Raw genomic sequence first — 12,793 nt, 5'->3', positions numbered from 1 at the left:
GCGGGTATGCGACTACGCCAAGGGCGGGATAAGGGGTGATACCCCGAGTCTCGCCCTTTCGCGTCCCCTCCGCGCAGTTAATCTTCCATGCCCGAATCATTGATTTTGAATAGCTCTATCTAAACATGTGAGATGTACCTGACTAGACGGCTAGGCGTTGAAGGGAGCAAGAGTACAATTAGTCTATTCGCCCCTAAGAATCACGTGAACGCATGCCACATACGGCCTACCGGGCACCCGAAACGGCGGCTGAATCAGAAAACGCACAAGACCATCCCGATGGAGTGAAGATGAGCAACCAAAACCTCAGCACCTCGCAGGCCCCCGACCACGGCCTGGACACCTGGCGTCAGCTGCACATTGACCAGCAGCCCACCTGGAGCGAGCACGAAGATTTTGAGAGCACCATCGCCGAGCTGAACTCGGTACCGCCGCTCGTCTTCGCCGGTGAAGTCGACGCCATGCGCCAGGCACTCGGTGAGGTTGCTGAAGGCCGCGCATTCCTCCTGCAGGGCGGCGACTGCGCAGAAACCTTCGCGGGCGCAACCGCCGATAAAATCTCCGGCCGCGTCAAGACCATCCTGCAGATGTCTGCAGTGCTCACCTACGGCGCCTCCATGCCCGTGGTGAAGATGGGCCGTATGGCTGGTCAGTTCTCCAAGCCGCGCTCCGCAGACATGGAAACCCGCGGCGACGTCACCCTGCCCTCCTTCCGCGGCGAGACCGTCAACGGTTTCGACTTCACCCCCGAAGCCCGCGTACACGACCCCAAGCGCATGCTGCGCGGCTACCACACCAGCGCATCCACCCTGAACCTGGTGCGTGCCTTCACCAAGGGCGGCTTCGCAGACCTGCGCGCCGTGCACCAGTGGAACCGCGGCTTCACCGCCAACCCCGCGCATGAGCGCTACGAGAAGACCGCCAACGAAATCGGCCGCGCCCTCAAGTTCATGGAAGCATGCGGCGTGAACTTCGAAGCCCTCAAGACCACCGACATGTACGTCGGCCACGAGGCACTCGTGCTGGACTACGAGCGTGCCCTCACCCGCATCGACTCGCGCACCCACCTGCCCTACGACACCTCCGCACACTTCCTGTGGATTGGCGAGCGCACCCGCGGCATCGACGATGCACACGTAGACTTCCTCTCCAAGGTCCGCAACCCCATCGGCGTGAAGCTGGGCCCGACCACCACTACTGAGGATGCACTCGCACTGATCGACAAGCTCGACCCGAACCGCGAGCCCGGCCGCCTGACCTTCATCACCCGCATGGGTGCGAAGAACATCCGCGAGAAGCTGCCCGCAATCGTTGAAGGCGTTCAAGCTGAAGGTGCGAAGGTCGTCTGGGTCACCGACCCGATGCACGGCAACACCATTTCCGTGCCCTCCGGCTACAAGACCCGCCGCTTCGACGACGTGCTCGACGAGGTTCGCGGCTTCTTCGAGGTGCACGAGGCTCTGGGCTCGTTCCCCGGCGGTATTCACGTGGAGATGACCGGTGACGACGTGACCGAATGCCTGGGCGGCTCCGACGCTATCGACGAGGCAGCACTGGCTGACCGCTACGAGTCCCTGTGCGACCCGCGCCTGAACCACTCGCAGTCCCTGGAAATCGCGTTCCTGGTCTCCGAGTACCTCAAGAACCGCGCATAAAACGTTCATGCGCCTCGCCGTACTAGTCGGTGAGAAATAGCAGAAAAACAATGCCCGGGTCTTCACTCATTGTGAGTGAAGACCCGGGCATTGCGTTTAACCTGCGCACCACACAGACGAGGACAGAGTGCACAGACGAGGACAGAGCGCTCGAGGGGGAGCACTACTAGAAGGTCAGGAACGCCTCAATATTGCGCCACCACTGCGACTGCACCAGTGAGGTCGCAAGCCACCAACCGGTAAAGCTCGAACCCATGCCCAGCAGAATCAGCGCCAGAGCCCAACCGCCCACCGCCATACCCGAGGGCGGGGTCCTAAACTGCTTGGCGGGCAGGCGAGGATCCTTCTGCGAAGACTGCTCGGATTCCTGAGAAGAAGCGGCCTCCTCTGCCGGTGAAGCCTCCGACGCGCTCGCCGCCCCCTTAGACTTCGAGCGACGCGTGCCGGAGGGACTCAACGAACGCTCCGCATGGATTGGGGCGTACTCGCCATGAGCCGAGATGAACTCCTGCTCCGTCTGCGGGCCAATGCCAACGGACTGAGTCAGCGGGCCCTTCGCCGCGGCGGTACGGCGGCTCATGAATGAGCCCAGACCACGCTTGCCGGATTTGCCCTTTGAGCCTTCCTGCTCCTGATCAGTGTCAGAATCGTCATTATCGGAGGCAGAACTCACCAGAGGCGGAATGCCCTGGCGGTTGAGCACGGAGTCCTCAGCATCTACGTCGGCAAGGTGCACGCCCTGACCCGCCGTCGAGGCATCGTACACGAGGCTGTCGGGGGAGTACACATCGTAGGCGAGCAGATCGCGGGCATCGCTAAACGCGCTAATCGGGGTGTTACGCACCATCTGCGCGGCACCGCTACGCTCCGCAATATCGGCAACAGCTTCCCAAAGAGGAAGCTCCGGCTCCGGGCACGAGGGGGCGCGCCAAGCACGCTCAGACTCACCCAACGACTCAGAAATCTCCAGCAGGGCCGTAAACAGCTCGGTCGCATCCTCCGGGCGGGCGTGAGGCTGCTTGCGGGTACACCACGAAATCAGCCCCGCAATATCGCGGTCCGCACCCAGTGCGACATCGGTCAGCGCGGGCATCTCAATATTCGCGTTGTGGTAGAGCACCTGCTGGTCATTCTCCAGACCCACAAAGGGCAGACGACCTGAAAGCATGCGGTACATCATCACGCCGAGTGCAAAAATATCAGCCTGAGCTCCGACCTTCACCTTCGGATCAAGAACCTCCGGCGCTACGTAGGCGGGGGTACCCATGGGTGCGCCCGCATCCACCTGATCGTCACGGCGGGAAAGACCAAAGTCCGTGAGCTTCACCTGGCCGTTAGCGTCGAGAAGAATATTGCCCGGCTTGATATCGCCGTGCAGGTAGCGGTTCGCGTGAACCTCCGAGAGCGCCTCCACCACCGGAATGAGGATATCCAGAGCCTCACCCAGAGACAGCGCATTACGCACACGTAGCAGCTGGCTCAGCGTACAACCGTGCACGTACTCGAGCACGATATACATGACCATCTGACCCGAAAAATATTCGGTACCCGATGAAATCACACCCACCGTATGCCCGCCGCCACCTACCTGGCGCATCGAGCGCTCCTCACGGTGGAACTTCTGACGGTTCGCTGCATCCTCAGCCAGAGCGGGGGAGAGAACCTTGAGCGCAACCGGGTTATTCGACCACAGGTCCAGCGCATAATACACCTCGCTCATGCCGCCGCGGCCAATAAGCGAACCCACCTGGTAATGACCCTCAATAATGGCGCCACTGAGCCACTGCGAAGAACCAATAGCGGTATCCGGGGCAGCGGGACGAGTGGCGGGAGGAACAGGAGTATTTGCAGAAGAACGAGGGTTCACAGGAGAAATCCGGCGTGGGCTGGGAGTATTCATACGTCTCAACATTTTAGCCCGCCCACCTGGGCAGAAGCGATGCCAAAGGGCGCCGAGCAGGTGAACACTCAGCGAATTCTTACAAAGTGCCGGTGGACCCGACTCCAACCCAAGAACAACGGGCAAAGTACAAGAACGAAAGAACCCGGGAGGGGCAGCGAACCTGCGGCGGGTCAAAAGTGGTAAATACGTGCCAGCTCTGGCACTCTTAAAAGGTGACTAACGAAAATATTGCTCAGACCTTCGCCCTCGTCGGCGATTGGGTAACTATCCCTGAAATTGCGCAGGCCCTCGACCTGAAGGTGACCCGCGTACACAACCTGATTTCTGACGGTACGCTCATCGCGCTGCGCGACCCGGAAACCAACGTGCGCAAGGTACCCGCACTATTCCTGAACGGTTCGCGAGTACTCGAATCCCTCAAGGGCACCCTCGCTGTCCTGAAGGATTCCGGCTTCAGCGATGAAGAAGCTATCGTGTGGCTGTACACCAGCGACGACTCCCTGCCCGGCCGCCCCATCGACGCACTGATTGACGGTCGTAAGACCGAGATCCGTCGCCGTGCGCAGGCACTGGCTTGGTAATCTGGCTTGGTAATAGCGGCTCAGAACTATAGCTAAATAGGTTGAGGCGGCATACTTCGGTATGCCGCCTCAACTTGTTTAACGTTCTAACTGTGTTGAACCTCTACGCCTTACGACGCAGGGCATCTATGCCTTGCGACGCAGTGCACGGCCCACGATATCGGTCAGTGCCGCATGCGTCAGCTCGTCCAGGTTCATCGCCTCCAGCGCCTCAAACACAGCCTGAGACTTCTGCTCAATCAGCTGCTCATGCTTGGCGAAAGCGCCCGAAGAAACCATCAGATCGCGGATGCGCTCCACCTGCTCATCACTCAGCTCGGGGTTGCCCAAGCTATTGTGCAGAAGCGCTGCGTCCTGCTCGTCGAGGGCAGCGGAGGTGAGCGCCACCAGCACGGTACGCTTACCCTCACGCAGGTCATCGCCAGCAGGCTTACCGGTTACCTCGGGCTGGCCGAAGACGCCCAGCTCGTCATCACGCAGCTGGAAGCCCTCACCCAGCGGCAGGCCGAACGCACGGTAACCGGCAAGTACCGGGTGCTGCTCGCTCACGGCACCGGTACCGCCCTCCAGCGCGGCAGCCTGCAGAGCCAGAGCACCACCAATCGTGAAGGGGTGCTCGCACGAGTACTTGGCGGACTTGAAACGAATCACGTTCAGGGCACGCTGCAGAGCTGCCTGAGCGTCCTCGGTTTCGAGAACCTCGGAGTAGACGTCCAGGTACTGACCCGCCAGAACTTCGGTGCGCATCCGGTCAAAAATAGTGCGTGCAGGGGCGCCATAAATCGCTCCCTCGCCCAGGGACGCGAAAACCTCGGCAGACCACGCCAGGGTCAGATCGCCGGCAAGAATACCGCCGGTCAGACCGTAGTTGAAAGCATCACCGCGCCAACTATTCTGCTCGTGCGCCGCCTCGAAACGCTTGTGCACGGAGGGAGCGCCGCGGCGGGTATCGGAGCGGTCGATAATGTCGTCGTGAATCAGCGCGGAGGTCTGGAACAGCTCCACCGCCATGCCGGCCTTCACAATAGACCAGGACGCGCGGTTCTCGGTTACTGGTGCACCGCCGGCACCTCGCCAACCCCAGTAGCTCAACAGGGCACGCAGGCGCTTGCCGCCGGTGGAGAGAGACTCAATAGCCTCCAGCAGGGGTAGAGTCTCAGAAGAAATGCCCTCAAGCAGCTCGCGCTGGCGGGTAAAAAACTCAGCCATGAGAGTGTCAAAAGCGTGCAGGTAGGCTTGCTGCTCTTCAGCAATACGCTCAGCGAGGTGCGCAGAAGTCGCCGGGATATTCGGTGCCGCTACGGTGAGGCTCTCGGTCGCCTGGGGAGTGGGTGCTCCGGAAGGAGAAGGGGGAGTCATACTATCCTCGCTGGTGGTCGCTGTGTACGGTCCTGATGCCGTGCGGTGTGCACTTCTTCTAGCTTAGTGGAGAAAAGCCCAAGAGAACGCATTTGCGAACATGTTTACGATATATTACCCCTATTGTTCGTAGAAATGTGCTATATTTTCGGTAGGTGGGCGTAGAAGCTATGAGAGGAGGCGACATGGGACAGATGCGAACCGGCAAGAACAGCGGCGCAAGGAACGGCCGCGTCATTATGCACCTGGACATGGACGCCTTCTTCGTCAACGTCGAACTCCTCGAAAACCCCGCCCTGCGCGGAACCCCGATTATCGTGGCGCCCCAGGGCCCCCGCTCGGTCGTATGCTCCGCCTCCTATGAGGCACGTGCCCACGGAGTGCGCTCCGGCATGCCGCTTAGCCGCGCCCGGAATCTCAGCCCCAACGCCACCGTCCTGCCGCTGCGCGGCGACTACCGGCACTACTCCCGCGCCGTCATGGCAATCCTTCACGACCTGAGCCCCTACGTTGAGCAGGTCAGCGTGGATGAAGCCTTCGTAGACCTCACCGGCGCCTACCTGCACGGCCAAGACCCCGTCGCCCTGGCGCAGCGCGCTCGCGACCGCATCGCGCGGGAGCTCTCCCTGCCCTCCTCCGCAGGGGTGGCGCCCAATAAACTACTCGCCAAAATGGCGTCCACCGGTAGTAAGCCGAACGGGCTGTGGGTCATTCCGCCCGAGCGCGTTCAAGAATTTCTTGACCCGAGAAAAGTCTCCGACCTGTGGGGAGTGGGTGCGAAAAGTACCGAGCAGCTCTCCCGATACGGTATTCACACCATCGCCCAGATGAGGTCCATGAGCCTGGATTGGCTCAAAGAACGCTTCGGTGCCGCCCAGGGCGAGCACCTCTGGGCCATGGCGCGCGGCATTGACGAACGCCCCGTGATCACCGAGCGCGAAGAGAAAAGCATGGGTGGCGAGCACACCTTCGAGACGGATACGACCGATGCCCAGGAGGTGAGCGCTGCCATTCGGGAGCTGAGCCTCAAGCTGGGAAAGCGCCTGCGATCCGCTGGCAAACTCGCCGGAGGGCTCAGCCTCAAAATCCGCTACAGCACCTTCGAAACGCACACCCGCGCTATCCCACTAAACGTGCCCGTGGACTCCGGCATACAGATTGCCTCCCTGGCGTTGGAAGCCCTGCGAGCAGATGAAATCGTGGTGGGTCAGGAGGCGCCACACGCCCTGCGGCTCATCGGAGTGCGCGCCGAAAAACTCGCCCGCGCCGAAGACGGGGTGCAGCAGACCCTCTTTGATGCCATCGAGAACGCGGCAAGCTCACGCTCCGCCAGAACCGCCTCCCCACAACGAGGCGGCGGGGGAGCGGACAATAGCCCGCAGAACGGTACTCGCTCGGGAGCTGGCGCTCACTCGGGGTCTGGTGCCCGCCTCGTGAAGAGCGGCAGATGGTCCGAGGTTGAGCACGTCATGGACGCGATTCACCGTAAGTACTCACAGGAAAGCCTCAAGCCAGCCTCCGGAGTTACCGCGCCCGAGAAGAGCATTGACGAAAAGAGGTCATAAAGAGCTTCTGTCCGAAAAAAGAATGCGCCAACCCCACCCCGCGCGGTACGATGGGAAACATACGACCGGAAACATACAGCGGAAAGAAGCGCCCACCGCGCCAGCTGATGCACTAGCTAACCCGGCTGATACCGACGTCATCTTGAGTAGCGACACCTCAAAGGAGAAAACGATGGCACTGTCCGAGCGTGAACAGAAGGTTCTGGACCAGCTCGAAGAACTCATGAGCAATGAGGACCCGCACTTTGCCTCCTCCATGTCTTCAACCGGCAACACCGCGCCGGTTTTCAGCGCTCGCCACCTGGCTCTCGGTATTCTCTTCGTTCTCATTGGCCTGGGCATCATTATCGGTGCGGTTGCATCGAATATGATTTGGCTGGGTGTCTTCGGCTTCCTCTTCGCGGCAGGTGGCGTGTACTTCGCGACCACCAGCAAGAAGACCCCGGTAGATTCCTTCCTCGGCGGTAAGGCAGAGGGCGCAGCTCGCGTGCGTCAGCGTGAGCAGAAGGAGCGTTCCTCCTTCATGAATCGTCTGGAGGACCGCTGGGACGAACGCAATAACGGCCAGTTCTAGTACTGCTTTGGTGCAATAGTTTTTCTCACGGCTAGTATTTCTCGTGGCTGAGCATCCGTACTCTCTAGGGTCTTAAGACTTCATCAAGACTTCACAGGCGGAAGGTAAGAATTCTCTTACCTTCCGCTTTTTCTACGCCTGAACCAGTGAGAGATGGACGTTTTAGAGGCGGGCGGATGAAGCGCACTAACTACTGCAACCGACCCCGTCATTGAGTCTGTGCTTGAGTCAGGGCATAGCAAACATGATGAAGGCGGCCCGCTGAGCGGAAACGCCCGAAGCTGTGTAGAAGCTGTGCGCCAGCGTTAAAAATGCAGAAGAGAGCATAAAAACACTAAAAGATACTCTGCCGGGTGGGGTAGGTGGTGGAAAGTGGGGTAAAGTGGAGGGGAAAGCTGAAAGTCAGTCCTATCGCCGTGCCCTCAAACAGACGGCGGAGGCGTCGGCCCGGCACACCCCGCCACCGGCACCTACAGGATGTGTGGAGCACCCCCGCTCCCGCAGACTTCAGCACATCGGCATACATCAGGGGCACACATCGGGGAGGTGAAGTGAATGTTCTTAGGTACCTACTCACCACGAATGGACGCCAAAGGACGCATCATCCTTCCCGCCAAATTCCGTGAGGAACTTTCTGCAGGCCTCGTTCTGACCCGCGGTCAAGAACGATGCCTGTACGTTTTCCCCGCCGCAGAATTTGAACGCATCCACGAACGGATGCGCACCGCGCCCCTGCCCGGACGAGCCGCCCGAGACTTCCTGCGAGTCTTCCTCTCAGGAGCCTCAGACGAACTACCCGACAAGCAGGGACGCATCACCATCCCACCGATACTGCGCCAATACGCAGGACTGACCGACAACCTCGTCGTCATCGGATCCGGTACCCGCGCAGAAATCTGGGATGTAGCCGCCTGGGAGGAATACCTCGCCCGCACCGAAGCTGAATTCGCCTCCCTCGACGAGGACCCGTTCAGCCCGCTACTCTAGCCAGTTTTGCTGGTGTAGCGGCGACCGCCCGGCATCTCTCTATCACCACCGCACCACTCTTCCGTAAGCCTTCCCAGCCTTCCCGCAGGACAAACTCTCACAGGAGCACCCATGAGCGTAGACCACGCCCCCGAAACCGGTACGACCGCATCCGGTACTGCCGCCAAGGTGACCGGCGCATCCATTGAGAACCTCTCCCAGCGTGAAGCCAGCGAACGCCACGTGCCCGTCATGCTGGACCGCTGCATTAACCTGCTGACACCCGGCATCGAACGCGCCGTTGAGGAGCGCGGCACCGCCTACGTTATTGACGGCACCCTCGGCATGGGCGGTCACTCCGAGGCGCTGCTTGAACGCTTCGAAAACCTTGTGCTGATCGGTATTGACCGCGACCTGCAGGCGCACGCCATCGCCGGTGAACGCCTGGCGCGCTTCGGTGACCGCTTCGTACCCGTGCACGCCGTCTACGATGAAATTGACCGCGCCATGGAAACCGCCGGCGTGCAGGGCATCGACGGCATCCTAATGGATCTGGGCGTCTCCTCCATGCAGCTGGACGAACGCACCCGAGGCTTCGCCTACTCCTACGACGCGCCCCTGGACATGCGCATGAACTCCGAAGACGAGCTCACCGCCCGCATCGTCGTCAACGAATACAGCGAAGACCAGCTGCGCCGCATTATCCGCAACTGGGGCGAAGAGAAGTTCGCGTCGCGTATCGCCCGCGCCATCTGCACCGCCCGCGCCAACGCGCCCCTGGAAACCACCGGTGAGCTCGTGCGCATTATCCAGAAGGCGGTGCCCGTCGCCGCGCAGCGCACCGGCGGCCACCCCGCCAAGCGCACCTTCCAGGCGTTGCGCATCGAAGTGAACCACGAACTGGAAGCCCTCGAACGCGCCGTACCGGCAGCCCTGGAGGCGCTCAACCTCGGCGGCCGATTCGTCGCCATGAGCTACCACAGCCTCGAAGACAAAATCGTCAAGAGGGCACTGACCGCGGAGGCAACCTCCAAGGCACCCAAGGGCTTCCCTGTAGAGCTTGAAGAGCACAAGCCAACCGTCAAAATCATTACCCGCGGCGCCGAACCGCCTACCGACGAGGAAATCGAACAGAACTCCCGCGCCGCCAGCGCCAAGCTGCGCGCCGCCGAGAAGATCCGCATCCCCGCCAAGTAGAAGACAGAAAGCGAAGAAGAGTGAGCACCCAGCACGCATCCCCGCGCCCCACCCGCACCCAGGGCGCCCCGCGGAGTCGACGCGCCGGTTCCTCGCGCCCTGCCGCCGGTACCCCCGGCGCCGTTGGCTCTACCCGTGCATCCTCTACAGGTGGCTCCACCGGGGCGAGCCGCGCCTCCACCCGAGCTCACTCCGGTCGTACCCGCACCGCGCGTCTGGAGCCGGTCACCGCAGCCCAGCCGGTGGTTCGTCCCGCCAGCACCGCTGCATCTCACGGTGGTAAGCGCACCTCAACGAACGCGAGCCGTGTCCCCTCGAGCGTCCGTGCGGCAGCACGCACCGAAGAAGCACGCGAAACGAAGCCCAAGCAGCGTAACCCGCTGTCCACTGTGCGCCGCCGAGCCCGTAAGCTCAGCCCGCCCACCATGCTCGCTGTTTTTGCGGCAATTCCGCTGACCCTGATTTTTATTCTGCTGCTTAACGTGCTGATTGTGACCCGACAGTACGACATGGTGGATTTGCGCGCGCAGGAACAGCGCCTCGTGCAGGAGAACCAGGCGCTGCAGCAGGAGATTGGTTTCAAGGAAGCCCCGCAGGATTTGGCGATACGCGCCAGTACCCTGGGCATGTTTGTGAGCTCTTCGCAGGCGACCCTGAACCTGCAGACTTCCACGATTGAGGGCACCCCCGCCCCGGCTGCAAGCCCCACCGGTATTGAAGGATCCAAGCAGGAGAACCTGATTTCGCCGCCGGCAGCGGGTTCGGAAGAAAGCTACGCCAAGGGCATTGTGGATGCTGACAAGTCTGTTCAGCAGCGACACAGCCAGGCGAGCGCTACGGCAAAGGCATCTGCAAGCGCCTCGGCAAGCCCCGCGCAGCAGGCTAACCCCGCCCAGCAGGCCAACCCCGCTCAGCAGGCCAACCCTGCACCGAGCGCGCCTGCTAGCCCGGCTGCTTCCGCCGCCCCGAGCGCCGCTCAGCAGTCCAGCCCTGCCGCTAGCCCCGCGGCAAGCCAGCCCGCACGATAAACAACATTGACCACAGGATGCGTAGCATCACCGATAGACCAGACCAGCGAAAGGACCACCGCATGAGCTCCGACGCGCGTAAGAACGCGAACGAATCGGCATCCGGTCAGCCGGACCTGACCCGCCGTGGCTTTGTCGCCGGCGCCGCTGCCACCTGTGCTCTGGGCGTCATTGGTGCGAATCTGTTTATCCGCCAGGGCTTTGATCCCGGTGCGGTGGCGAATGCGTCCCGTCAGAAGCGTTTGCGCTCCCAGGTGCTGCCTGCTGTGCGCGGTCAGATTCTCGATATCAACGGCAACGTCATGGCGCGTACTGTGCAGCGTTATAACCTGACTGCTGACCAGAGCGCCGTGGCGACCTTCAAACGCTACAACGAGGATCGCACCCAGAAGGTTGAGGTCACCCCCAACCAGCTGGTGTACGAGATGGTCGATATTCTCAAGACCGTTGACCCGGGCATTACCGACGAGTTCATCAAGTCCAAGCTGGACGGCACCTCAAAGTACTCGGTGATCAAAGCAAATATCACCCCGGAAATTTTCAATAAGATTGATGCCCTGGGTGCGCCCTTCATCTACGGTGAGGCGTTCTCTCAGCGCCTGTACCCCAACGGTAGTGTGGGCGGTTCCGTGGTCGGTAAGTACAACATTGTTGAAGAGGCAGACGGCAACGGTACGGGCGGTACGGTGTCCCGTAACTACTCCGTGGGCATTGAGCGTGTCTTTGAGAAGGAGCTTGCCGGTACCCCCGGTGAGCGCACCTACGAGATTAGCGCTGATGGCGTGCGTATCCCCGTAGCGAAGGAAGAGCAGCGCCTGGCGGTGGACGGTAAGAATATTCGCCTAACCATTAACCGTGATGTGCAGTATTTTGCGCAGCAGGTGGTGCGTGCCCGCGCCGAGGAGCTGAAAGCTGAATGGTGTACCGCCATTGTTATGGATGTGCGTGACGGCTCCATTTTGGCTCTTGCTGATTCCTCCACGATGGACCCGGGCGCGGCAACCATTGAGGACGCGGCGGACATGACCCCGCGCGCTATTTCGCAGAGCGTGGAGCCCGGTTCGACCGAGAAGATGCTAACTGCTTCGGCGCTGATTGAGCAGGGCCTGACCACCCCGACGAGCGTGTATGACGTGCCCGCGACCCTCACGATTGACGGCCAGACTTTCAAGGATGCGTTTGAGCACGGGGCGCAGCGGCGTACTTTCTCGGGCATTATTCATGACTCGATGAACACCGGTACGGTGCTGGTCGGTCAGAAGCTCAGCAAGGAAGAGCGCTACAACTGGTTGAAGAAGTACGGCGTCGGCGAGTTTACCGGCATTGAGCTGACCGGTGAGGAGCAGGGTATAATCGCTGATTGGCGTGATTGGGATGGCCGTCAGCAGTACACTGTGCTGTTCGGTCAGGGTGTTGCGCAGACTCCGCTGCAGACCGCCATGATTTTCCAGGCGCTGGGCAATAAGGGCGTTCGTCTGAAGCCGCGCATTGTGGACGCGATCATTGACGCCGACGGTACCGAACATAAGCGTGCCGTAGAGCCTGGCGAACGCATGGTCAGCGAGGAGACTGCCGCTTCCTGCCTGACTCTCATGGAGAATGTGGTGGAGCAAGGCCACGCCCGTCCGGCGAAGGTGACCGGCTACCGCGTGGGCGGTAAGACCGGTACTGCGGAAACTCCGAGTGAGAAGGGCGGCTACGACGGCAACACGACGTCCTTTATTGGTGTGGCGCCGATTGAGAACCCGCAGTTCTTGGTGGCGGTGACCATGCAGCGTCCTGAGGGTAGCGTGGGTGCGAACGGTACGACGGCTGAGTTCTCCAAGATTATGGAGAAGACCCTGCACACCTATAATGTGCCGCGTTCTACCGGTGAACCGGAGTTGATTCCGCTTTTTGCTGAGGATAGCCCCAATAAGACGAGCTAAAGGCGAGCGGGGGAGAGGTTCCCGGTAGCTGATTCGT

Annotated in this window: 10 protein-coding genes; 8 read left to right on the top strand and 2 right to left on the bottom strand. The window is 61.0% G+C overall.

Annotation, left to right across the window (positions count from 1 at the left end; genetic code table 11):
- Positions 1–290: 290 nt before the first annotated feature.
- Positions 291–1,655, top strand: a complete 1,365-nt coding sequence (locus HMPREF2884_RS07905) for a class II 3-deoxy-7-phosphoheptulonate synthase (protein WP_070616605.1) — start codon at positions 291–293, stop codon at positions 1,653–1,655.
- A 166-nt stretch (positions 1,656–1,821) separates the two neighbouring features.
- Here the strand turns inward: HMPREF2884_RS07905 and HMPREF2884_RS07900 are convergent, their stop codons facing one another.
- Entirely contained in the window at positions 1,822–3,522 is a 1,701-nt protein-coding gene (locus tag HMPREF2884_RS07900; protein WP_246827950.1) for a serine/threonine protein kinase, read from the bottom strand.
- A 248-nt stretch (positions 3,523–3,770) separates the two neighbouring features.
- On the opposite strand from HMPREF2884_RS07900, the gene HMPREF2884_RS07895 reads away from it, so the two are divergent.
- A complete protein-coding gene (locus HMPREF2884_RS07895; RefSeq protein WP_070616602.1) occupies positions 3,771–4,139 on the top strand; it encodes an Rv2175c family DNA-binding protein in 369 nt (122 codons plus the stop codon).
- A 126-nt stretch (positions 4,140–4,265) separates the two neighbouring features.
- On the opposite strand, the gene HMPREF2884_RS07890 is transcribed toward HMPREF2884_RS07895, so the two are convergent.
- The gene (locus HMPREF2884_RS07890; RefSeq protein WP_070616600.1) at positions 4,266–5,498 is read right to left on the bottom strand and encodes a polyprenyl synthetase family protein; all 1,233 of its coding nucleotides are present in this window, start codon (positions 5,496–5,498) and stop codon (positions 4,266–4,268) included.
- A gap of 185 nt (positions 5,499–5,683) precedes the next feature.
- Between HMPREF2884_RS07890 and dinB the strand changes: the two genes are divergently transcribed.
- The 6 genes from dinB (at position 5,684) to HMPREF2884_RS07860 (ending at position 12,756) form a co-directional block, all read left to right on the top strand.
- Complete coding sequence (gene dinB, locus HMPREF2884_RS07885; protein ID WP_070616598.1) at positions 5,684–7,063, top strand: DNA polymerase IV; 1,380 nt, start codon at positions 5,684–5,686, stop codon at positions 7,061–7,063.
- A gap of 172 nt (positions 7,064–7,235) precedes the next feature.
- Positions 7,236–7,637 carry a DUF3040 domain-containing protein gene (locus tag HMPREF2884_RS07880; protein WP_005506566.1) on the top strand — a complete coding sequence of 134 codons (402 nt, stop codon included), beginning with the start codon at positions 7,236–7,238 and terminating at the stop codon, positions 7,635–7,637.
- A gap of 555 nt (positions 7,638–8,192) precedes the next feature.
- Complete coding sequence (gene mraZ / locus HMPREF2884_RS07875) at positions 8,193–8,624, top strand: division/cell wall cluster transcriptional repressor MraZ (protein WP_070616596.1); 432 nt, start codon at positions 8,193–8,195, stop codon at positions 8,622–8,624.
- Positions 8,625–8,735: 111 nt separating this feature from the next.
- A complete protein-coding gene (rsmH, locus tag HMPREF2884_RS07870; protein ID WP_070616594.1) occupies positions 8,736–9,800 on the top strand; it encodes a 16S rRNA (cytosine(1402)-N(4))-methyltransferase RsmH in 1,065 nt (354 codons plus the stop codon).
- Positions 9,801–9,820: 20 nt separating this feature from the next.
- Entirely contained in the window at positions 9,821–10,828 is a 1,008-nt protein-coding gene (locus HMPREF2884_RS07865) for a cell division protein FtsL (protein ID WP_070616591.1), read from the top strand.
- Positions 10,829–10,890: 62 nt separating this feature from the next.
- Entirely contained in the window at positions 10,891–12,756 is a 1,866-nt protein-coding gene (locus HMPREF2884_RS07860) for a peptidoglycan D,D-transpeptidase FtsI family protein (protein ID WP_049345236.1), read from the top strand.
- Positions 12,757–12,793 lie beyond the last annotated feature (37 nt).

Source organism: Rothia sp. HMSC073B08, assembly GCF_001812975.1.
In the GTDB taxonomy this organism is placed as follows: domain Bacteria; phylum Actinomycetota; class Actinomycetes; order Actinomycetales; family Micrococcaceae; genus Rothia; species Rothia mucilaginosa.
The sequence above is the reverse complement of the archived record's forward strand: the minus strand, read 5'-3'. Positions and strand labels throughout refer to the sequence as shown.